This window comes from Roseovarius dicentrarchi, assembly GCF_003316635.1.
GTDB classification, from domain to species: Bacteria; Pseudomonadota; Alphaproteobacteria; order Rhodobacterales; family Rhodobacteraceae; genus Roseovarius; species Roseovarius dicentrarchi.
The window spans coordinates 114259-136405 of the sequence record NZ_QNQP01000006.1; the positions used below are offsets into that span (position 1 = coordinate 114259).

At 63.3% G+C, this 22147-nt stretch carries 22 protein-coding genes and 1 pseudogene; 2 read left to right on the forward strand and 21 right to left on the reverse strand.

What is annotated here, in order from left to right:
* Positions 1–635: 635 nt before the first annotated feature.
* The 3 genes and pseudogenes from istB to DQ230_RS17345 all read right to left on the reverse strand — a co-directional run.
* Positions 636–1430, reverse strand: a complete 795-nt coding sequence (gene istB / locus DQ230_RS06305; protein WP_113911802.1) for an IS21-like element helper ATPase IstB — start codon at positions 1428–1430, stop codon at positions 636–638.
* Positions 1420–2952 (reverse strand): IS21 family transposase, encoded by a 1533-nt coding sequence (gene istA / locus DQ230_RS06310; RefSeq protein ID WP_113911727.1) that lies wholly within the window; start codon positions 2950–2952, stop codon positions 1420–1422. The genes istB and istA overlap by 11 nt, the downstream gene beginning before the upstream one ends.
* A 107-nt stretch (positions 2953–3059) precedes the next feature.
* A pseudogene (locus DQ230_RS17345) lies at positions 3060–3317 on the reverse strand (DDE-type integrase/transposase/recombinase); the annotation flags it as partial.
* A 779-nt stretch (positions 3318–4096) separates the two neighbouring features.
* On the opposite strand from DQ230_RS17345, the gene DQ230_RS06315 reads away from it, so the two are divergent.
* Entirely contained in the window at positions 4097–5017 is a 921-nt protein-coding gene (locus DQ230_RS06315; protein ID WP_162497381.1) for a hypothetical protein, read from the forward strand.
* Between the two features lie 73 nt (positions 5018–5090).
* On the opposite strand, the gene cysE is transcribed toward DQ230_RS06315, so the two are convergent.
* The 16 genes from cysE to DQ230_RS06395 all read right to left on the reverse strand — a co-directional run bounded on the left by cysE (position 5091) and on the right by DQ230_RS06395 (position 18440).
* Positions 5091–5897: a serine O-acetyltransferase gene (cysE, locus tag DQ230_RS06320; RefSeq protein WP_113911729.1), complete on the reverse strand. Its 807-nt coding sequence runs from the start codon at positions 5895–5897 to the stop codon at positions 5091–5093.
* Between the two features lie 204 nt (positions 5898–6101).
* On the reverse strand, positions 6102–10124 hold the full coding sequence (locus tag DQ230_RS06325) for a baseplate multidomain protein megatron (RefSeq protein WP_113911730.1): 4023 nt from the start codon (positions 10122–10124) through the stop codon (positions 6102–6104).
* Entirely contained in the window at positions 10124–10573 is a 450-nt protein-coding gene (locus DQ230_RS06330; protein WP_113911731.1) for an NlpC/P60 family protein, read from the reverse strand. Before DQ230_RS06330 ends, DQ230_RS06325 begins: the two co-directional genes overlap by 1 nt.
* Positions 10570–11457 (reverse strand): DUF2163 domain-containing protein, encoded by an 888-nt coding sequence (locus DQ230_RS06335; RefSeq protein WP_113911732.1) that lies wholly within the window; start codon positions 11455–11457, stop codon positions 10570–10572. The genes DQ230_RS06330 and DQ230_RS06335 overlap by 4 nt, the downstream gene beginning before the upstream one ends.
* Entirely contained in the window at positions 11454–12086 is a 633-nt protein-coding gene (locus DQ230_RS06340) for a DUF2460 domain-containing protein (protein WP_113911733.1), read from the reverse strand. The genes DQ230_RS06335 and DQ230_RS06340 overlap by 4 nt, the downstream gene beginning before the upstream one ends.
* 12 nt (positions 12087–12098) lie before the next feature.
* On the reverse strand, positions 12099–12758 hold the full coding sequence (locus tag DQ230_RS06345) for a phage tail tape measure protein (protein WP_113911734.1): 660 nt from the start codon (positions 12756–12758) through the stop codon (positions 12099–12101).
* Positions 12751–12951 carry a rcc01693 family protein gene (locus DQ230_RS06350; RefSeq protein ID WP_113911735.1) on the reverse strand — a complete coding sequence of 67 codons (201 nt, stop codon included), beginning with the start codon at positions 12949–12951 and terminating at the stop codon, positions 12751–12753. The genes DQ230_RS06345 and DQ230_RS06350 overlap by 8 nt, the downstream gene beginning before the upstream one ends.
* The gene (locus tag DQ230_RS06355) at positions 12948–13268 is read right to left on the reverse strand and encodes a gene transfer agent family protein (protein ID WP_113911736.1); all 321 of its coding nucleotides are present in this window, start codon (positions 13266–13268) and stop codon (positions 12948–12950) included. The genes DQ230_RS06350 and DQ230_RS06355 overlap by 4 nt, the downstream gene beginning before the upstream one ends.
* A gap of 1 nt (position 13269) precedes the next feature.
* Positions 13270–13683 (reverse strand): phage major tail protein, TP901-1 family, encoded by a 414-nt coding sequence (locus DQ230_RS06360; protein ID WP_108691448.1) that lies wholly within the window; start codon positions 13681–13683, stop codon positions 13270–13272.
* Between the two features lie 22 nt (positions 13684–13705).
* Positions 13706–14113 carry a DUF3168 domain-containing protein gene (locus DQ230_RS06365; RefSeq protein WP_113911737.1) on the reverse strand — a complete coding sequence of 136 codons (408 nt, stop codon included), beginning with the start codon at positions 14111–14113 and terminating at the stop codon, positions 13706–13708.
* The gene (locus tag DQ230_RS06370; RefSeq protein WP_113911738.1) at positions 14110–14448 is read right to left on the reverse strand and encodes a phage head closure protein; all 339 of its coding nucleotides are present in this window, start codon (positions 14446–14448) and stop codon (positions 14110–14112) included. The genes DQ230_RS06365 and DQ230_RS06370 overlap by 4 nt, the downstream gene beginning before the upstream one ends.
* The gene (locus DQ230_RS06375; protein WP_113911739.1) at positions 14448–15047 is read right to left on the reverse strand and encodes a head-tail connector protein; all 600 of its coding nucleotides are present in this window, start codon (positions 15045–15047) and stop codon (positions 14448–14450) included. Before DQ230_RS06375 ends, DQ230_RS06370 begins: the two co-directional genes overlap by 1 nt.
* A gap of 152 nt (positions 15048–15199) precedes the next feature.
* Positions 15200–16390 (reverse strand): phage major capsid protein, encoded by a 1191-nt coding sequence (locus DQ230_RS06380; RefSeq protein WP_113911740.1) that lies wholly within the window; start codon positions 16388–16390, stop codon positions 15200–15202.
* A gap of 36 nt (positions 16391–16426) precedes the next feature.
* A complete protein-coding gene (locus tag DQ230_RS06385; protein WP_113911741.1) occupies positions 16427–16981 on the reverse strand; it encodes an HK97 family phage prohead protease in 555 nt (184 codons plus the stop codon).
* Positions 16982–17002: 21 nt separating this feature from the next.
* Complete coding sequence (locus tag DQ230_RS06390; RefSeq protein WP_108691442.1) at positions 17003–17242, reverse strand: GTA head formation protein, RCAP_rcc01685 family; 240 nt, start codon at positions 17240–17242, stop codon at positions 17003–17005.
* Positions 17235–18440 (reverse strand): phage portal protein, encoded by a 1206-nt coding sequence (locus tag DQ230_RS06395; protein ID WP_113911742.1) that lies wholly within the window; start codon positions 18438–18440, stop codon positions 17235–17237. The genes DQ230_RS06390 and DQ230_RS06395 overlap by 8 nt, the downstream gene beginning before the upstream one ends.
* A 193-nt stretch (positions 18441–18633) precedes the next feature.
* On the opposite strand from DQ230_RS06395, the gene DQ230_RS06400 reads away from it, so the two are divergent.
* A complete protein-coding gene (locus tag DQ230_RS06400) occupies positions 18634–19236 on the forward strand; it encodes a dimethylsulfonioproprionate lyase family protein (RefSeq protein ID WP_113911743.1) in 603 nt (200 codons plus the stop codon).
* A gap of 50 nt (positions 19237–19286) precedes the next feature.
* Here DQ230_RS06400 and DQ230_RS06405 read toward each other — a convergent pair whose 3' ends face one another.
* Both DQ230_RS06405 and DQ230_RS06415 read right to left on the reverse strand, forming a co-directional pair.
* Complete coding sequence (locus DQ230_RS06405; RefSeq protein ID WP_203228015.1) at positions 19287–20663, reverse strand: DNA-packaging protein; 1377 nt, start codon at positions 20661–20663, stop codon at positions 19287–19289.
* 456 nt (positions 20664–21119) lie between these two features.
* Entirely contained in the window at positions 21120–22118 is a 999-nt protein-coding gene (locus tag DQ230_RS06415) for an MDR family oxidoreductase (protein ID WP_113911745.1), read from the reverse strand.
* Positions 22119–22147: the final 29 nt, after the last annotated feature.

Here is a 22147-nt window from a genome sequence, read left to right on the forward strand (position 1 = left end):
CCGTCCGCGCCATGGGGGGGGCGCGCGATCTTTTGGAGGCTTTCTGCGGATGCCCCTTTCCAAGGCATAGAGGACAGCGGCCCGCCCGATCGCCTCCTTACCGGCCCCTGTGATAAAAAACGTCGACGGCATTTCCGCCGGACATGCGCCATGCGGGCCATCTCAGGAGCTTTGTCATCGCCGAACAGATCGCTGAAGCCGGGAGTAGCTGGCGGCGTGCACCCTGCCTTGTACCCCGACAGATGTGCGAGGGCGGAATGATCATCGGAAAGGATCGTGCAAAGCCGATTGCAGTGCTGGTGTGTCAATCCGCCAAATAAACGCAAATTCCGATTTTGGCGTCCCACTGCATATGGCCAAGGGCTGTATGCTGTGACCAACAATGCGCCGGACGTTCAGGTCCGTGGCAAAACTGAGAGGTGTGCAATGTCGATGCTGAGAAGCTTGGTTAAAAGCGCCAATGATCCTGAAACGGATTTTCCACTGAATAATCTGCCATGCGGCGTATTTTCTACTGGCGGGGTCGAGGATGAGACGCCGCGCTGCTGCACTGCTCTGGGCGTGTAGATTTCCATGCAGAAGTGACCCGGGTTTTCCATCGAGAACTGACCCACCTTTAGATTATGTTTCGGTGGTCAGTCTTGGGTCAAGACATGATTGTCCTCCTTCTTCTTTTTGGCTGCTGCGGCTGAGCTTGCCTTGAAGCGGAAGCTGTCGTTTCCGGTCTCCAGGATGTGGCAGCGGTGGGTCAGGCGGTCGAGGAGTGCGGTTGTCATCTTGGCATCGCCGAAGACGGTGGCCCATTCGCTGAAGCTCAGGTTCGTGGTGATGATGACGCTGGTGCGCTCATAAAGCTTGCTCAGCAGGTGGAAAAGCAGAGCGCCACCCGAGGCACTGAACGGCAGGTAGCCCAGTTCGTCCAGGATCACGAGATCAAGCCGGGTGAGATTTTCGGCAATCTTTCCGGCCTTGCCAAGGGTCTTCTCCTGCTCGAGGGCATTGACCAGTTCGATGGTCGAGAAGAAGCGCACTTTCCGACGATAATGTTCGACGGCCTGAACGCCGAGGGCGGTTGCGGCATGGGTTTTTCCAGTCCCAGGGCCTCCAATCAGCACGACGTTTTGCGCGCCGTCCATAAACTCGCAACGATGAAGTTGTCGCACCGTGGCCTCGTTGATCTCACTGGCTGCGAAGTCGAAGCCGGAGAGATCCTTGTAAGCCGGGAAGCGTGCGGCCTTCATATGATAGGCAATGGAGCGCACCTCCCGTTCTGCCACTTCGGCCTTCAGCAACTGGGCAAGCATCGGCACCGCGGCATCAAAGGCCGGTGCGCCTTGCTCCATGAGGCCGGTGACGGCTTGGGCCATGCCGTGCATCTTCAGACTGCGCAGCATGATGATGACGGCGCCGCTGGCAGGGTCATGACGCATGACGACCTCCGGCGGTTCGGGCACGCAGGCCGTCGTAGCGTTCGACATTCGCCTTTGGCTCATGGTTCAGAGCAAGGGCCTGCGGCGTGTCGATATTGGGCCCGCCTGTCGTCTTTCTGTCGATCAACCGGTGTAGGAGGTTCAGCACATGGGTCTTTGTCGCGACACCCTCTGCCAAGGCCATTTCCACAGCGACCAGCACGGCCTGTTCATCGTGATGTAAGACCAGCGCCAAGATATCGACCATCTCGCGATCGCCACCAGGGCGCTGTAGCATCAAATCCTGCAATTGCCTGAATGCAGGAGGTAACTCTGCGAAGGGTGCGCCATTCCTAAGCGCACCTGGTTTGCGTTGAAGGACCGCCAGATAATGCCGCCAGTCATAAACCGTGCGCGCCAGGTTCTTGTGTGAGCGGTCGATGATGCGTGAGTGTTCGCACAGGATATGGCCTTCTGCCGCCACAACGAGCCGTTCGGGATAGATGCGCAAGCTGACCGGCCGGTTCGCAAAAGACGCTGGAACGCTGTAGCGATTGCGCTCGAAGTTGATCAGACAAGTGGGTGAGACACGCTTGCTGTGCTCAACGAACCCATCGAAAGCGCGCGGCAACGGCATCAGTGTAGCCTGCTCCTGTATCCAGACATCGGCAATGCTGCCGGGCAGAGCTCCGTGAGGGATGTCGTGCCACAGCGCTATACAGCGCTGTTCCAGCCAATCGTTCAGCGCCGCAAGATCAGAGTGCTCCGGCATAGGCTGCCAAAACCGATGCCGCGCGTCCCGGACGTTCTTCTCAACCTGGCCTTTCTCCCATCCCGCCGCAGGGTTGCAGAACTCAGGTTCGAACACATAGTGGTTCGCCATCGCGAGGAAACGCATGTTGACCTGTCGCTCCTTACCGCGACCCACGCGGTCGACCGCGGTGCGCATATTATCGTAGATTCCGCGCCCCGGAACACCGCCAAAGACGCGGAACCCGTGCCAGTGAGCGTCGAACAGCATCTCATGGGTTTGCAACAGATAGGCCCGAACCAAGAAGGCCCGGCTGTGCGACAGCTTGATGTGAGCAACTTGCAGCTTCGTGCGCTCACCGCCCAGAACGGCAAAATCCTCACTCCAGTCGAACTGGAATGCTTCCCCCGGACCAAAAACCAATGGCACGAAGGTGCCGCGCCCTGTTGTCTGGCTCTCCCGCTGTCGATCAGCCTGCCAGTTCCGTGCAAACGCAGCGACCCGACCGTAGGACCCAGTAAAACCGAGCACCACCAGATCAGCATGTAGCTGCTTCAGCGTACGCCGCTGCTTGCGCGACTTCCCAGCCTCCGTCTTCAACCAGCCAGCCAGTTTATCCGCATAAGGATCAAGCTTGCTCTGCCGCTCAGGCGTCGCGAACTGCGGCTCAATCGTGCCCGCATTTAGATACTTCTTGATGGTGTTGCGTGACATTCCAGTCCGCCGCGCAATCTCTCGGATCGGCAGCTTCTCTCGCAATGCCATACGTCTGATGATGTTCAAAAGTCCCATGTGGATCACTCCGATGCCCCCCGCCGCTTACTGCTTTGGGAGAAGGGTCACATGGGTCAATTCTCAATGGAAATTATACCGCTACCCGGGTCACTTCTGCATGGAAATCTACAGGGGGCAACGTAATGACAGTCAATTTCGGTCTCCTGCACCCATCTGAGCACAGCCGTGCTGGTAAACTCGATGCCGTTGTCGAACATAATGGTCCTTGGTGTGCCCCGCTCGTCCATCAGCCGCGCCTACTCTCTCGTGACCCGCAAGCCCGACAGTGATGTGTCAGCCAGAAGTGCCAGGTTCTCGTGAGTGTGGTCATCCACCAAGGTCAGGGCGCGGAGCCGGCGACTGTCCGTCAGCGCATCAGACACCTAGTCCAGACCATCCCCGAACCGGCCGCTTCAGGCAATCTCGTCGAAAGAAACATCAAGCTTGGATACGCAAGCCAAGCGATCCCTACGTGACGTCGCAGTCGCGGCGAAGATTTCGCGAAAAATACGTGTCGCTCGGCGACCTTGCATTCGCGGCCAATCGGGAACCCGGTCCAAACGTGCAACATCAGGCGGCACGCGGTATCAAGCCTCGCGCGGAAATCGCGACGAACTGGTGTATCTGCAAACGCGCGGATTTCGGTCGGAAATAAGCGGATTCCGGTATGTCAGCGGTGGGCCGACCTCCGGGTCGGCCCTTTTTTGCCTCACAGCGCAACCGGGTCGGTGCCAATCTGGCCAAGCGTCGGATTTACGTGATGCAGCCGAAGTATGACCGGGTAGGAATCGGCGGTTTTCCCAACGTCCGAGTCGCAAACTATCTGGCACGCATCACTCTTGCCTCAGTTGCTGGAATTTTTGAGACGCGCAGCATTCGCTGCTGTGGCCGGACAAGTTCGTCAGACGCCTTGGCGCCGAATTTATGCGTCTAGGCCGCATTTCGCCTATCGCGTATGGCGTTTCAGACGCAGATAGGCCGGAGAATTCCAAATAACACAACATATTTAAATGGTTAGGCGCGCTCAATGCGCCTGTGGCACGCACGTATGGTCGGCCTTGGCCGTGGGCTGGGGCGCGCCGCAGCAAACGCTTGAAATCTGTGACCGGAATATGATCCAATAGCGGCATAAAAATAAACGGAAAAAACTGAGGTGAGCATCATGAAAATCAAATCAGGCGGGCTGGCGCTTGTCACCGTTTTGGCCGCGCCAGGTGCCGGGCTGGCGCAGGACTTTAGTGGCGCGGCGACGCTGGGATACGGCTATTCATCGGTTTCGAACGTCCGCCCGGACGTGAATACCTACACGATCGATGGCGCCGGCACGCTGGACTTTATGAATGGGTTCAGTCTGGACGTTGACGGCTCGTTTCATCACGCCAATCCCGACCGTGGCAGCAATATGGGCGTTTTCGATGCAGGCGGCGTGCTGAACTACAACTTTGGGCCGGGCCCGGTCGTGGGCGCGTATCTGGAATATGCCAGTCTGGACAGTAATGGCCTGCTGGGCCGCGATATCAACGCCACGTCCTACGGCTTGACGGGCGGTTATGAGGGGCCGTTATTGCAGGCCAAGCTGTTTTACGGTGGCACAGATGCCAGTACCATCATCGGGGCCAAATCTGATTGGACAGATTATGGCCTGAACGTGGCCTACACGCCGACGCACAGCACCACGGTGGCCGGCCATTGGATGCGCAGTGATATCGACGCGCCGGCGATTGAAACCGACGCGACCAGCTACGGCGTCGGCGCCGTGCATGATTTCGGGTACGGCTTCAGCGGGTTCGGCGGGATCAGCCGTCTGAATTTTGACGCGCTGAATATTGACGCCACGTCATATGGTTTGGGGATTGGCTATGACTTTGGCCAGATGGCACAGGTCCCTGCGCAGTTGTCGCTGGAATTGGCGCGCACCACGGTTGATCCGGTCGGGCGCAATACGGATATTGATTCCATCCGGCTGGGCGTGACGATTCCGCTGGGGCTGCGCAATGGCAAGGCCCCGCTTAACAGTGCGGCGAACAACGCCATGTCGCCGCGCCATAATGCGGTATCGACATTCTACGACAATCTTTACTGATCTCATACGAGCCTACGAAAAAAGGGGCGGATGATCGCATCCGCCCCCTTGCATGACTGATACCGGCGTTGCGTCAGCGTACACCCAGCAGCTGATCCATGCGCACCGACGGCTGATCGCAGCCTGCCTCGCCCACAATGCGGGCCGGAACGCCGGCGACCGTTTTGCACGGCGGGATCTCCTCCAACACGACCGATCCTGCGGCGATGCGGCTGCAATAACCCACCTTGATATTGCCCAGCACCTTGGCGCCGGCGCCGATCAGAACACCGTTCCCGATTTTGGGGTGTCTGTCTTCTTCTTCTTTGCCGGTGCCGCCTAGTGTGACGGAGTGCAGCATCGACACGTTGTCGCCGACAACCGCCGTCTCCCCGATGACGATGCTATGCGCGTGGTCGATCATGATACCCTTGCCGATTTTGGCAGCCGGATGAATATCGACGCCAAAGACTTCGGATACGCGCATCTGGAAAAACCGCGCCATGTCGCGCCGTCCCTCACGCCACAGCCAGTGCGAAATCCGATAGGCCTGAAGTGCCTGAAAACCCTTGAAAAACAGCAGCGGCAGGATGTAGCGATCGCAAGCCGGATCGCGGTCATACACTGCTACGATGTCCGCGCGCGCAGCGCTGCCGATGTCGGGATCGCTGCGATAGGCCCAGTCGCATATCTCGCGCAGGATCTGCTCGGGCAATTCGTTCGAGGCCAGCTTCATGGAGGTGCGATAGGCCAGTGATGAATTCAGCGATTTGTGATGCAAAATGCTGGAATGAACCAAGCCGCCCATCAAAGGCTCGTCCGTGACGGCGGCCTCGGCTTCGGTTTTGATCTGGTCCCAGACCGGATCGCATTCGGTCAGCTTTACGTGCGATTTGCCCATGTCCAAGCTCCTTTTTCCTGCCGCTCAATATAGCACAGCTGCGGCAATGGCAAAACGCAATGCAGCAAAGAAATGTAGCGGATGCAGGCGCGCAACGTGAATTTGCCGCGCGCTCGCAGGGCAGCGCAGTCAGGTGGCAATGCAATGCAATCAGCGGCGGGGCATGCGCCCAACCGCTGATTGACGTTGCCACAAGGGATAAAATCAGGCCGCCACGATCGTCCTTGCAAGCACGCCCGCACCGAACTTTGCGGACACTTGCGCCACCTGAACCTCAAACGGCAGGTCGGCGCCGTCCGCGGTTTGTGCGGCCACTTCATAACGCCACTGCGGCGCGCTCAGCACGGTTTCGCGCAAGACGGCGCCATCCTTGAGAATGCGCAAAACATAGCTTTCGCTTTCTTCGCCCAAGGGGACGTCGGGCGTGTCCCACCTGTCGCCATCGATGCGCGTGCGCCTGATCCAGCTTAGATCGATGCCGCCGCCCGGTCGGCGCACGGCGCGCAGATGGGCCGGGCTGTAGGGCCGCAGGCCGACACCTTCGAACGCTATGATTTCGTGCTGGAAGGAAGGGTCGTCCACCGGGCGCCCAGCGGGTCCGATCCGGTAATGCTGCGCGCGGCGCCGCATCGTGTCGCTCAGATTGATCTGATCGGGGATGCCGTTCAGCATCACAAGGAAGCTACCCTCACCCCAACCGGCTTCGCCGGCCGCTTCGGTCCCCAACTGCCCGCGAAGCCGATGGCTCAGCATATAGGTGTCAGGCCCGACCAGGACAGCATCCCGAAACTGCACCAGCTCCCAGCCGTCAGTAACGCCATTGCCGATCGCGCACAGATTACCGCCGCCCAGCAAGTCGTCGGTTTCGATGCTCTCCAGCCGGCCTGACAACATCCGCACCGTGACGCCATCCCCCCGGTCAATCAGGCCGGACGGCGCGGCTGGCAGGGCCGTTTCCAGTATTCCAACGGTCGCGCGGGCCTCGATCAGGCTGTCCAGCCGGTAGTTGGCGTCACTGGCCCCGACATGCAGCGCCACGCTGCCCGGCCATGGCTGGGCCGTCACCGCCAGATGCGGCGCGTGCGGCACCTCGTCACCCGTCATCAAGGGCAGATCCAGAAACAGCGGCAGCACCGGCACCGGCGGCACAAAAGGCCGCACCGACGGCGCGACATCACTGATGTGGATCGGCCGATAGCTTTCGGGTTCGATGCGCACACCGTCGATGCGCTGCGCGTTGCCCATCTGCTCGACCCGGTCGATGCGGAACAGACCCTTGCCTCCGGCCTCGTCCAGCGCGATGACGTCGCCAGCCCCCAGCGCCAGCTGCGAAGGCGGCAGCGTCAGCCGCACCGTATCGGTCGATACGCGCGCCTCTGACAGCCAGCGTTCGGTCACGGCGCGCCCCTCGGCCCGCGTCATCGCCAGCGGAATTTCCGAGGTGGACACCGCGTGCGTTGCATCATCCGGCAGGACTGCCTCCTCGGCGATGACTTCGAAATCGCCGTCTGCCTCGATAAATCGCAGGCGCACGCGCCCGGCGATTTCAGCAGCGCCGGCGCGGGTTTCCTCCAGCCGCGTACCGCTTTCGCCGTCGCGCACCAGATGGTCCATGCCGATTCGCGTGTCGGCCAGACCATCGCGCATCCGAAAGGTCAGCACGCCATCGCGTTCGACCGCATCAAACCCATAGCGCAGCATCAATGGCTGCAAGGCCGCGCGCGCGTCTGCCACCTGATCAATGATATATCCGCTCACATAACCGTGCAGTTTTGAGGTATCCACATGCTTCAAACCGGCGCGCGCCGCGATTTCCTCGATCACGGAGGCCAGTGACCGCGCCGCCGTGCGCCCGGTGATCCAATGGCCCAGCGCATGATTGCGCCCATCGTCCCACAGCGTCCGGTTGTTGGGAAAGAACGGAAACGGGCGCGCATCCCATGCCCAGACATGCGCGCGGTCCATGTCGATCATCGGCGCGCCGTATTCCGGCGAAATCGGGTTATGCGCCGGATCGGTCCAATAGTCGCGCATGGCGCGCAGATATTGCCGCTGAATCAACTCGTCCCGCGTCCCGTCCGAAAAATGCGGCAGCGCCGATTCGGAGGATTTCACATCGACAAACTTGTTCGGCTCATTCGTGCCCTTGTCCACAGCCGCGCAGCCAATCTCTGTAAAGCGGATGGGCTTTGATCCAGGCACCCATGCCGTCGGCTGCGCCGTACGCACCCCGCCGATACGGTCGTGGTGCCCGTTCAGCCACCAGTTGCGGATATCCTTGTAGCGCCAGATCCATGGCTCGCCATACGCATCATCCGTGATCGGAGTGCGGATTTGCGCAGCGCGCGCCTCGGGCGAATGATAGAACCAGTCATAGCCTTCACCGCCTTCGATATTGGCCTTCAGATACTCCAGATCGTAGATTGATCCCCAATCGGAATCCGCATGATCCGCCCCGTCGCGCCAGTCTGACAGCGGCATGTAATTATCGATTCCGATGAAATCGATGTTGTCGTCTGCCCATAGCGGATCGAGATGGAAGTACCTGTCGCCGGTCCCATCCTGCGGCTGATAGCCAAAATATTCGGACCAGTCCGCAGCATAGCCGATCTTGACGTCCGGCCCCAGCAGCGTGCGGACCTCGGCGGCCAGATCGATCAGCGCGGCGACGGCGGGGAAGCTGCCATCGGCCCCGCGAATTTGCGTCAGGCCGCGCATTTCTGACCCTATGCAGAAGCTTTCGACGCCGCCGGCCGCAGCGCACAGCGCCGCGTTGTGTAAAATGAACCGCCGATAGCTCCACTCGTCCGGCCCGCCATAGTAAACCGGACCGGCAGACCGTGCGGCTGTCGGTAAGGGCCATTGAAACGCAGGCCGGTCCTGACCGGGTATGAAAGGGCGTGGCGGCGGCGGCGGCAAATCTGCAACCTGCGTGAAATGCTCTGCCCGAGCCGTTCCAAAAAACGCCGCAACCTCGGCTTCGGCGGCCGTACCGCCATCCGGGCTTGCCGGTCGGCCCGGTGCCTCTGACAGGGTGATGCGCCCGCGCCAAGGCAGGGGCGGCTGACTGTCGGCATCGCTGTAGGGATCGGGCAGGGCATTTCCGGGTATCTGGTCCATCAGGATAAACGGGTAAAACATGACGTCCTGCCCCGCCGCCTTCAGCGCGTCGATGGCTTCTATGACCGATTTGTCCGTCGGCGTGCCGCCGTAGATCGGCTTGCCATCCACCTGCGGCACCTGCTGCGCGGTTGTGCGCCTCAGGCCCGCCACGCCCCAGGGCATGTTGCTGGAATCGTATTTCTTCTGCTCCACTTTGGGGCGCAGGCTGCATTCGCCGCAGCGCAGATCGTCGCCGAACCAGCTAACCACCAGCGAGGTGGAGCCGCAATGCGGCAGCTCGCCCGTCATGTTGTCCAGCGCGGTCGCAAAGTCGGATTTGGCAGAGGGTGTGTTTACGTTGGAAATCCGCGACGATCCGGGTCCGAAATTCAATGTCACCGGCGTCGTGGCCAGCGCGTATTCGCCGCTGCCGGGCAGCAGCGCCACCGCGCGCACAGACCGGACCGGATCCAGCCCGGCAGGATCCTGATCGGCTTGCGAGGGACGTGTCACCTCGAACGTAAACTGTGGCACCCTGTTGCCGAACGCGCCCAGCTCCAGATCCTCGATCACCACATAGGCGGTGCCGCGATAGGCCGGCACGGTGCCTGCGCCCTCGACGGCCTCGATTTTAGGGTCCGGCAGCTGGTCACGGGTGCCGTTGTAGATGCGCATCGTCAGGCTGTCGCGCGCCACCTCCGTGCCATCGGCCCAGATCCGGCCGACATGGCTGATCTCGCCCTCGCAAAGCGCCAGCGCGACGCTGACCGAATAGCTGAATTGCCGCACGGTCGGTCCTTTGGGCGCGCCCTTGCCGCCGCCGCCGGTGCTGGTCACGTTCACTTCCTCGCGAAACTCCGTGGCCCAGATGATCTGTCCGGCCACGCGCATCCGCCCGAAAACCTGGGCAATCGCATCGCCTTCGCCCGATCCGGTCAGGCGCAAGCGATTGGCCCGGCCCGTGTCCACCACGTCCGAGCCCTGGCCCATCAGCCGCTGATCTATCGACCGCCCGATGATGCCCCCCGCAAATCGCCCGACGGCGGCCATAGACAGTCCCGCCACGGTGCCGCCCACAGATCCGCCAATAGCCGCGCCTGCGGCAGATAATAAAATAGTCGCCATCAGATACGCTCCTCGGGGAATGTGAACCGCGCCACGATGCGGCGGCGCCAGGGCATGCTCAGCGGGCTTTCGACCACCGCGTGGCCCGAATAGGCATGAATGAACGATGCATCGGCGCCTATACGCCCCGCGATGCCCAGATGCTTGGCCACCGAGCCGTCGCGCATGCGAAACAGCAACACATCGCCAGGCGCCTCATCAGTCTGGACCTTTGCCACCAAATGGCGCCGGGCGGCCTGCCACAGTGCCTCGATGCGGGCCGGCTCTGACCAGTCCATCGAATAGGCGGGCGGCACTTCCGGCTCCGCGCCCAGCACCTCCCGCCAGACACCGCGCAAAAGGCCCAGACAATCGGTCCCGGCCCCCTTGCACGATGCCTGATGCAGGTACGGAGTGCCGATCCAGCCGCGTGCAGCGCCGACGATGCGCTGTGATTGAACGTCACTCATCTGCGGCTCCCTCCATTCAGGCTGCCGGCCTTGGACGGGTCCGAGATGGACCAGTCATCGCCCGGAATGTCCGGAAATCCTTGAAAATTGACAAAGTTCTGAAACTTCAGCCGACAGGTTGCGGCCCGCTTGTCACACCCGGCCTCCAGCCTCAGCCGATCGCCGGCGCTTACATCCGCGCGCAGCGGATGCCATAGCTCGATCACCCGCTGCCCGCCGGCCAGCCCATCGCGCTTGATGACACCGCTCAGCCCCTTTGCCGCGCCGTCCAGCACGATCAGCCGCCCGTGCTGAAACCAGCCGGTATCGAAACCGCCAAACGGCACGAAGTGAAAAATCCTGCGTTCGTTGATCTGAGCGGCGGGAACTTCCTTTACATAACCGGACGTTTGCATGTCAAACCGGCAGCCGCCATCCCCCAGCACAGCCGAGCATGGCTTTTGATAGACCCGCCCCAGCGGCCTGTTCAGCGCCTCGGTCAGCCCGCGCAATTCCGCCTCGAACGCCCCGCCCGACCGGCGCAATTCGCCGATCGTGCCGCGAAATTGCAAATGCCGTTGCGCGGCGTCCTGCCAGTTGACCAGCCACGCGCGGATTTCGGCGCCGTCATAGCGGCCCGCCTCGATGTCCTCCTCGCGGATCGACGCATCGCTCAGCGCGCCCAGCGCCTCGGTATTGTCCACCGACAGGCCGGTTGTCTGCTGGATTGCCAGCGCGCTTAGCCCGGTATCGGCGCGAAAGGTGATGCCGTCGAAAAACAATGGCCCGTCATGGTCGGTAAACCCCAGAACCGTGCCGTCCTTGCGTGTCAGCGCCCAGGCGCGGCAGGTTGTGGTAACTCCGGTCTGCAAATGCGCGTGCAGCGCCGCGTTCAGCCCGCTCATACCCGGATCTCCACAACCGGCACATTCGGCACGTCCCCGGCCTGAAAGCTGGCAACGCTGACCATGATGCGGTCGGTGTCAAAGCGGACCGGCACATCGAACTCAAAACCGGCAGTGATCCGTTCCCCCGCATTGGGCGGGTGATTGAACGTGACGATCCCCGTCGATGTGTCCACCTCGTAATGCACGCCCTCTTTCTGTTCGTCGCCGCCAATCCCGATCCGCACGGTGCCGCGCACGGGTTTGGAGATGGGGCGCGCGTACTCATGCTGCCCCGACCGATAGGTTTTCATCAGCTGAAATCCGGGCGTCACATCGTCGCCAAAGGCGATGATCTGGTCTTCGTAGGCCACATCCAGCAGCGCGCCGCCGGATTTGTAATCGGCCCAGTCCTTCCAGCGAAAGCCGTGGATTTGCCCGCGCCGCGCCTCGAAAAACGCGATCAGCGCCTCAATATCGTCCAGGCCCCGCATCGCCACGCCCGCATCATACCGCCTGCGCGAATGCTGCCAGGGCGTGTTGCGCTCCTCGAACCCGTTGGCCAGCGTCACCACGTCGGTCAGCCGCTCCGGCCCCCCGACCGAGCCGAAGCTCAGGTTCGCCGGAAATCTCACTTCGTGAAAACCCATCGTTTTTCTCCCTTACCGATTGCGCTGACCGCGCCCGATGGCCCGGCTCATCTGCGCCGCGATCTGGCCCTGACTGCGCCGGAACCCTTCGGCATCGGGCGTGGAAATGTTCATCACCACGCTCACATTTCCGCCGCCACCGCCGCGCACGCCCAGCTTGCCGTCCGCGCCCCGCGCCAGCGGCATGATCGCCTCCGGCCCCGCCTCGCCCATCAGGCCGGTGCCGCCCCGCATCGGAAAGGTCACAGGCCCGCTGACGATGCCGCCACTGGCAAAGGGCTGCACCCGTCCTTGCGAGAAACTGGCGCCGTTGGCGAACGGCATCAGCCCGCCCACGAGGCTGCCAACCCCGCTGGCCAGCAGCCCGCCAACATGATCCGTCACCGGTTTCACAGCCGCGTTGAACGCCGTGTTGATCATCGAATTGGCGAGGCTGCGCAGCGAGGTGGACAGGCTGTCGCCATCCACCACCGCGCCCTGAATCGCGCGCCGCAATCCCCGGCTCATTCCGCGGTCCAGCGTCGCCACGTCATAGCCGGTCCGCTCAAATGTGCCGCGTACGCGCCCCAACTCTGCATTGAACGCCGCCGCCATATCCGTGGCCGCGCCCAACGATCCGTCCAGCGCCTCCAGTTGCGCGTCCAGCGCGCCAAGGTCTTCACTGTCACTCATCATTCTCTCCTCGCGTATCGGGATAGGCCTGCATCAAGGCATCCAGCCGGCCGCGCACCAGCGGTGCCGCGCCCTGCGCCTCGCCCAGCATCAGCCGCAGCTCGGCCGGGGTCAGCGCCCAGAATTCGGCGGGCTTCAGGCCCAGACCGCGCAGGCCCGCCTGCATCAACCCCGGCCAATCGAAACCACTCATTGCGCCTCCGGCAGCATGAAGGCCCGCGCCAGCAGCTCTGCCGCCGCGCGGGCCGCCGCCAGCGGCCCGCCTTCGATCTCGGCGGCGATCAGATCGCCGGCGGACCCCTGCCAGCCGCCGCCGCGCAGCCCCGCGACGATCAGCGCCAGTACATCGCGCGTCGAAAACCCGCCCGCCTCGAACCGCTCGACCAGATCGACCAGCGATCCTGCCGACAGCCCTGCCTCCAGCTCGGCCAAAGCGCCCAAAGTCAGCTTCAGCACGCGCCGCTCGCCGTCGATGACCACCGCCACCTCACCTGCCCATGGGTTTGCCATCTCAGATCGCCGTGAAAATCATGCGGCCCGCCGACGCCAGCGACAGCTCGTAAGTCGCTTCACCGTCATGCGTGCCGGCATACTCAATCGACGTCACTTGAAACGGCCCCTCGATGATCCCGAAATCAGGGATCACCACCTGAAAGGCGGGCGTTTCACCATCAAAGAAGATTTGCCGCGTCCGTTCATCCGAATCCGCATCGCGGAAAATGCCCGAACCACTGATCGCCGCCGATTTGACGCCGGCGCCGCCCAGCAATTCGCGCCAGCCGCCCGCGCTCTCCAGGCTGGTCACATCCACGCTTTCGGCGTTGAAGCTGATGCGCGTCGCGCGCAGCCCCGCCACCGACTCAAAGTTACCGTCGCCCGTCAGATCGACCTTGATCAACAGGTCCTTGCCGTTTTGAACTGCCATGTCTTGTCTCCGCTAATATTGATTAAACCGCGTCCTGAACCCGCGCCCGAAACGTCAGATCGATCCGCCGCAGCTGATCATCCCGCCGCGCCCGCGCCCGATAGAAATTCAGCGCCGCCAGATGCCCCCGGTCGAGGCTCAGCTCCGCATCCGTCAGCGCATCGCCCACCGCCGCCGCCGCCTGCTTGGCCGCTGCAAAACCAGCCGCATCGCTGACCACTGACACCGTGAACCGATGCCAAGCGCCACCAGACGTGCCGTCCGACCGATCACGCACATCCTCCGGCCCCAATGTCACGTAAAGCGAGGGCAAGGCGCCCGCCGGCGGCGCATCGTAAATCGCCCCGCCGACCAGCGCGGACAGCTCCGCATCGCCAATCAACTGCCCGTAAACCGCCGCCTGTAGCGCCGCCGATCCGCCATAGCTCATACCGCCACCTCCTCTTGCGCATTGCAGGTCAGGTAGCGGCCCAAAGGGTCGCGATCCGTCACCGCTTCAATCCTGAAAATCCGGCCGCCGCCGCGCAGCCGCTGCTCGGGCTTTGGGCGCGAGGGCGCACCCCAGGGCGCCGCGCGAACCGTGATTTTATACCCGGTGCTGGAAACCTGCGCCGCGCCCTCCGTCACCTCGCGCCCCGCGCGTGCGATGATTTCGGCCCAGACCTCGCCAATCGGCTGCCACGTCTCGGCAAAGCCGCCCGCACCATCGGCAACCCGCTCAGGCGCTTCCAGCACCAGATGCCGGTTGAGGTTGATATGCTTCATCACATCACCCCCCCGCCCAGCATCCGAACGGTGCGATACCGCTCGATCAGGCTGGTCACGCCAAAGGGCATGCAGCCACCGCCCAGCGCCGTATCGGCGCGATATTCGTAATAATGTGCCGCCAGCAGCAGTACCGCCTGGCCCAGATCGGCCGGCAGATCGCCCCAGGCCGCGCCCATGCCGGCGCGGAACCGCACCACCACAGCGCCGCCCGACGGCACCGGCGGCAGAACCGTGCCCACCGGCATCAAGCGCGGGCGATGCGTGTCCTTCTCCAGCCGGAAATGCGCGGGATCGGCGATCTCCTCGCTACCCGACATATGGCGCAGCACCACATCCTCGATCGCCTTGACCGGTGCCACCGGCAGCGCCTGACCATAGCCGGTACGCCACGCAACCAACTCCCACGAGAATATCCGCTCGATCAGCACCTTGCCGGTGCGCGCCTCGATCGACGCAATCGCCGCGCGTAGAAAACTGGTCAGCACCGCATCCTGCACATCATCGTCCGAAAACCCGGTGCCCAGCCGCAGATGCGCCTTGAACTGGGCCACCGGCAGGGCGGCCTCCGGCACGGCGGTTTCTTCAATCAACATCATGGAATAACTCCGATAGTTCCGGATCCCTCCGGTGGTTCAGGCGCGCGCCACCCACGTTGCTCGGACGGAGGGGAGCAGCTGGACAACGCATCAAGTGATTGGCGGCGCACGCCCCGGACGGGGGCAGATCCCCCGCCCGATCCGCGCCTCGCTTAGGAGACCGCGAATTTCAACAGCTTGATCGCCGCATAGTCGCTGACATCACCGCCGACGCGCTTGGTGGCGTAGAACAGGACGTGCGGCTTGGCGCTGAAGGGGTCGCGCAGAACGCGCAGGTCGGGACGCTCGGCAACGGTATAGCCCGCGCCGAAATCACCAAATGCAACCGACATCGCATTGCTGACCATATCCGGCATGTCCTCGGCGATCAGCACCGGATAGCCCAGCAGGCGCGCAGGCTCGCCCGCCGCCAGACCGTCCGACCACAGGAACCGGCCATCCGCATCCTTCATCTTGCGCAATGAACCCGCCGTTTTCGAGTTCATGACAAAGCTGGCATTGGCGCGATACTCAGCCCCCAGCGCATAAACCAGATCAATCACCGCATCTGCACCGTTGAAATCGCCATCGGCGCCGGTCGGCACATAGCCCAGATTGCCCCAGGTCCAGACGTCGTTATCGACCGTCGGCTTGGTCAGGAAACCGGTCGGCTTGTCCACACCGTTGCCGGCGACAAACGCAGCGGCCTCGGCACGTGCAAACTTGTCGGCGATACGGCCAGCCAGCCAGCCCTCGATGTCAAAAGCCGAATCGTCCAGCAAACGCTGCGATGCTTTGGGCAGCGCGCTCAGCTCGTGCAGCGGGATGGTGATACGGTCAATGCCGGGTGTCGCCGTCTCGCTCACGCCCGCCGTCTCGGTCGCCCAGCCATGGCCGACGTCGCCATGGTCGATCAGCACGTCAAAGCTGGTCGCCTCGACCGCCACGACATTGGCAATCGCCCGGATCGACGCCGTGCTGCTCAGCACCGACTTGATCGCGCCCGCCGTCTGCGGGTCCACCAGATAGCCGCCATCGCCGGCGATGGTCGTGCCCAGCGCCTTGCCTTCCAGCTCCAGACCGCGCAGCCCGTCATCGTCGCCCGAGCGCAGATAGGCGTTGAACGCCTTCTGATGCGGGGCAGGGCCGTCATTGCCGCCCGCCAGAACAGGACGTGCAGGCACAAAGGATTTACGCTCAATCATTGTCATCTTCTCTTCTTGCTGTTTCAGTCGTTCTTCGATCCGGGCCTGAAAGCCCTTCAATTCGCCCACAAAGCCCGCCACGGCAGACTTCACTTCGGCCACCGGCGCGCGCCCGTCAGGCACGCCTTCCCCGGCACCGGAATTTCCGGTTTCACTCATCACCTGCTCCTTGTTCTGGTGTTTGTTTGCCCGGCGTTATCCGCGCGCCAATTCGCGGCCCGCGGCACTGAACGTCGCCGCCAAATCACGCAGATCGCCGCCGCTCAGGCTATCGCCCTTGGCCGCCACCCGCGCACTGGGAAGCATGGGGAACGTCACCAGCGACACCTCCCACAGCTCCAGTTCCTGCAAAAGCCGTTGGCCCTTGTCATTCCTTGTCGCCCGCACCGTGCGATAGCCGATGCTCAGCCCGTCAATCGCGCCCGCGCCGATCAGCGCGGCCGCCTCGCGCCCGCGCCCCACCGCCTCCAGCAGACGCCCCTTGACGTATAGCCCGCGCTTGTCCTCGCGCACCTCGTCCCAGACGCCGATCGGCTGCGCCGGATCATGCTGCCACAGCATCTTGACTTGGCGGCTTTCGGCATTGAGCCGCGTCAGCGACTTCGCATAGGCACCTGCCACCACCACATCGCCGCCCTGATCGGTATCGCCGAAATAGCTGGCATAGCCTTCGATCCCGACCCCATCCTTGACGGTCAAATCCGCATCGAACCGCGCGAATTTCCGCTCCAGCCCCGTATCAAAATCCATAAACCTCATCCTTTCAAACCCTCACGGCAGCGCCACGATCAGCGGCTGCAACGCCTGCGCCACAATCGCGCCCGCTATCCCGTAAACCGCCAGCCACAGCCGCCGCTCCAGCCGTTCCATCGCCTCTTCCAGCTTCTTCTGCCGCTCCGCGACCGCCTGAAACTTCAACAGGGCAACCCGCTCGTTCGCCTCCAGCCGCAGCGCCGGCGCACAATCGAACGCCTCAAAGCCGTAGCGCTCTGACCGCCGCTCCTCATCCATCCGCGCACCCTGGCTCGGGCAGGGCAGGCAGCCCCAGCAGCGACCGCTTTTCACCGTCTGTCAGAAAATCAGCCCCAGCCACCCGCGCCCATTGCGCATCCCGCTCAACGGCCAACGCAGGAACCTGATCCAGATCCGGCTTCAGATCCAGACACTGCCCCTCAAACCCGCTCAACCAGTCCGACAGACTTGCCGCGACGCGGCTTGCCAGCGGCAGAACCGTCAGCCTGAAAAACGCCCGGTTCGCCTCCTGATAGTTGGAATAGGTCGCGTCCCCCGGCACCCCCAGCAGCATCGGCGGAACCCCAAACGCCAGCGCAATCTCGCGCGCCGCGCTCTCCTTGGTTTTCTGGAATTCCATGTCCGAGGGCGAGAAGCCCATAGGTTTCCAATCCAGCCCGCCCTCCAGCAGCATCGGCCGCCCGGCATTGCGCGCGCCCTGATGGTGGCTCTCCATTTCGTCCACCAGGCGCTGGTACTGATCGGTGCTCAGGCTGCCCTGACCCTCGGCACCGCGATAGACAATCGCTCCCGAGGGCCGCGCCGCGTTATCCAGCAGTGCCTTGGACCAGCGGGATGCCGAATTATGCACATCCACCGCCTGCGCCGCGGCCTGCATGGGCGACAGCCCATAATGATCGTCCTGCGGATGAAAGCTCTTGATATGGCAAACCGCCGGGTGACCCTGGCTGACATCAAACCGATGCTTGCGCCCGGCCACTGCATATTCATACGCCACCGGCCAGCCATCATTGCCCGGCACCACGCTCATCCGGTCCGAGCGCAGAACATGCAGTTCCACCGGCACGCCAGCCGCATCGCCCACCGCCTCGACATAGGCGTTCCCGGTCAGCAGCAACTGCCCATAGAGCGCCTCCAGCAGCTCGGCCCGCCCCTGCGCCGGGTTTGGGCGGCGCATCAGCGACAGCATCGGATGCTCGGCAAACCGCTGCTCGCTATTCTGCAGGACCAAGGGCAAGGACGCCCCCGCCTCCGCGATCATCTTGACGCAGCGAAACCCCACCGGATTGGCGGCAAAACCCTGCCGCGTCAGCGTCCCGCTGTCGCGCGCGCCCCAGACAGCGCGGTTCGCGCCGTGCCACGCCATGACCCGGCCCGCTGCGCTGGCCTTGACCTCGGGGGTCTCAGCACTTGCAGCGGTCTGCGCCGCGCCCTGCCGAAAGAAGTCCATGATCATCTGCCGCTCTCCTTGCTGTTTCGCGCCGGATCGTGGCGACTGCGCTTGATCCGCTGTTGAAGGCATCAGACACCTAAAGGTTTAAGAAATCTGAACAGGACCGCGCGCCGGCCCGCCCAACGTCTGAAACACCAGCAAACACTGGCATTCGAGAAAATCTGCCGCTACCGTCGTGCAAAACGGAGGCCCGCCCATGCGACCCGAATCCCTGTCGGATTTCCTCGACGCCGCCCGCGCCGCCTTTGCCGCGCATGTGACCCACCCGGACGCGACAGCCTCGCTGGATCGCATTTTCACCGCCCTCGAATCGCCCAGCGAGATGTCACAGAGCCCCGGCGCCCGGATCCCGGCCTGCGCGCATCTGGCCCAGGCGACCGGCCTCGCGCATTTCGCTGACCCGTCCCTGCGCCGTCTGATCGAAGCATTCGCCAATCTGGAGCCGGACCTCCAATGGCGCCCCCGCAGCGGCGATTGCACGAACGCCGGGCCGGGCTTTGCGGAAAACCACGCAAACGCCTATATCGTCGGCCCCGGCGGCATCGAGCGGCGCAGCGACGTCTGGATCGGCATGTCGCTGGTCGCGCCCGACATCCGCTACCCCGACCACACCCACCCACCCGAGGAGAATTACCTCGTCCTCAGCCCCGGCCAGTTCATGCAGGGCGAGGGCAACTGGTTCGAGCCGGGCATAGGCGGCTCGCTCTACAACCCGCCGGGCATTTTGCATGCCATGCTGTCCGGCGAGGCCCCGCTGCTCGCCCTCTGGGCGCTATGGGCCGAACCCAAGGACCGCTGACAAACAAAAAAGGGGCGCAGCGATCAGCCGCTGCGCCCCTTTCAAATCCGTCAAACCGCCCGCACCCTCGGATGTCGCCACTTCGCCGCCGGTTCAATCATCAGCTCATGCAAGGCCCAGACCAACGCATCGACGCGGTCCGGGCTGCCCTTGCCCTCAAACCCCTGCACCGTCATCGCGCACATCTGGTCCTCCAGATCGCCCAAGCCCCGCAAATGATGCACGCGCCCCTGTTCATACAGCGCCGCCACAGGCTCCGCCCGCGCCACCTTGCCACGCGACGCATGGACGGCCCTGACCGGCACCATGGGGTCGATCTGGCGGATCACCTCCGTCACCATGTCGCCCCCCTGATTGACCTCGGCCACCAGCCGCTCCGCCCTCCAATCCTGCATCGCCCGCACCGCCGCAGCGGCCCATTTCGCGGGGCTGGCGGCACTCACCGACGCATCCGCCAGCACATAGGCGCGCCAGTCCTGCACCGGCCCGCGCGTCACCGCACCGACCACGATGATCCCGCATTCGTCCGACTTGGCGCCCCCCGTCACCGGCGGATCGACCGCCACGACGATCCGATCCATCTGGGGCGCCAGATCCACGCGCGCCGCCTCCAGCGCGCTGGTCGTCCACAGCGCCCCTTCGGCATCCTCCATCAAAATACCGTCCAGTTCCTGTCGCCCCAGCCGTGTTCCGGCATAGCGCGCGCGCACTTCCTCCAGAAAGCTTTCCGCCAGAAACGCCTTATTCGCTTCGGTTGGCGCGCTGGTCACCACGGTCGATGGCGACTTTAAGAGTTCCCTCAACACCCCCACATTACGCGGCGTCGTCGTCACGCAGACCCTCGGTCGCTCCCCCAAACGCAGGGCAAACTGCAACATATCCCACGTCTCGCGCGCCTTCTTCCACTTGGCCATCTCGTCCACCCAGGCCCCGTCAAACTGCGGCCCGCGCAGCCCCTCCGGCTCATGCGCGGAGAACACCTGCGCAATCGCGCCATTGGGCCAGACCAGACGCCCCTTCGTCGCTTGCCATTCAGGCCGCCGGTCGGGCGGCGAGCAGGCCAGTATCCCGCTCTCGCCGAACACCATGACGTCCCGAACCTGCGCCACCGTCTCGCCCACCAGCGCCAGCCGCCTGCACGGCCCGGCATCCAGTGGCGTCGCCCCCTCGACCATGCTGCGCACCCACTCGGCCCCGGCGCGGGTTTTCCCCGCGCCGCGCCCGCCCATGATGACCCAGGACCGCCAGTCGCCCTCCGGCGGGAGCTGATGCTCCATCGCCCAGAACTCGAACAGATAGGGCAGCGCCAGCAGCTCGCCCTCGTCCAGACTATCTAGGAAAGCGTCCCGGACATCTGGCTCTTCTGAGGCGATCCAGTCGGCACCCGATCGAATCCCGTGCGGCGTCCATGTCGAGCGCGTATCCATTGACGATTCCCTGCTCTTTCTTTTTGCGTTGCTCAAGTTGTGTCTCCGCTTCGATTGCCATTTTCAACCACTGCCGGATGTCGCCCAGTATCCGGCTCTGGCTCTTGATATCGTCGAACTGCTGCGCCCTGACCTGTTCTGACAGGGCCTCCAGATCCTCGCACATTCCGCGCAGCTGCCGTTCCAGTGTGGTGACAGTTGCGCTCAGACCCGAAGGTCCCTCTTCGGGTGTTATCAAAGTCATACGTGATCACTGCCTCATGCGATTGCGTTGCTTGCCCCACCGCCCGCGCGAAATGAAAAAGCGACCACCGGGGAACCCCCCCGTGGCCGCTTGCCCACTTCTTCCAGCATGTCACAACCTATACGCAAAACCGTTCGCAGAGTCAATGCGCTTGACGTCTTTGCGTCCGCCTAACAGGCCGTAACTGTTACACTTTCTTAACGAATGCCGCCTCAGCCATTCACGTCGACCACGATGCGACCCTTGACGTTTCCATCCAGAATATCGCGCCCCAGACCGGGCAGATCGGCCAGTACGGCGGGCTGAATCATCGCCTCCAGCTTGTCCATCGGCAGATGCAGCGCGATGCGCTTCCACGCTTCGACGCGGCGCGAATAGGGTTGCCGAACGGAATCAATCCCCAGCAGTTTGACCCCGCGCAGGATGAACGGCGTGATCAGTGCCCCCTCGATCGCCGCGCCCCCCGCCAGCCCGATGGCGGCAACCGACGCGCCGTATTTCATCTGTTTCAAAACCCGGCCCAGCATCGCGCCGGCCACCGCATCGATGCAGCCGGCCCACTGCTCGCCCTCCAGCGGCTTTTTGGTGACTTCCGTCAGATCCTCGCGCGGCACGATCTGCGTCGCGCCCAGATCGCGCAGATAATCGCCGGTCTCGGGCCGCCCCGTCACCGCCGCCACCTTGTAGCCCAGCTGTGCCAGCACGGCGATGGCAACGCTGCCCACCCCGCCGGATGCGCCCGTCACCAGCACCGGATCGGCGCCGGGCGTCAGGCCGTGATCCTCCAGCGCCATGATCGCCAGCATCGCGGTCAAACCGGCTGTGCCCACCGCCATCGCGCGCCGCGTGTCCAGCCCCTCAGGCAGCGGCACCAGCCAGTCGGCCCTTACCCGCGCCTTTTGCGCATAACCGCCCCAATGCGCCTCACCCACGCGCCAGCCGGTCAGGACCACCTTGTCGCCGGGTTTGTAGCGCCCGTCGCTGGACGTCTCGACTGTGCCGGCAAAATCAATGCCCGGAACATGCGGATAATTCCGCACCAAACCCGCGCCCGGCCCCATGCACAGACCGTCCTTGTAATTGACCGTGGTATATTCGACCGCAACCGTCACCTCACCCTCGGGCAAATCGTCCAGCGAAATCTGCTGGATCGCGGCGCTGGTCTTGCCGCTGTCTTCGTCCTTTTCAACGACCAAAGCGCTAAAAGTCATCTGTCATCTCCTTCATATCCGGTTGGCGA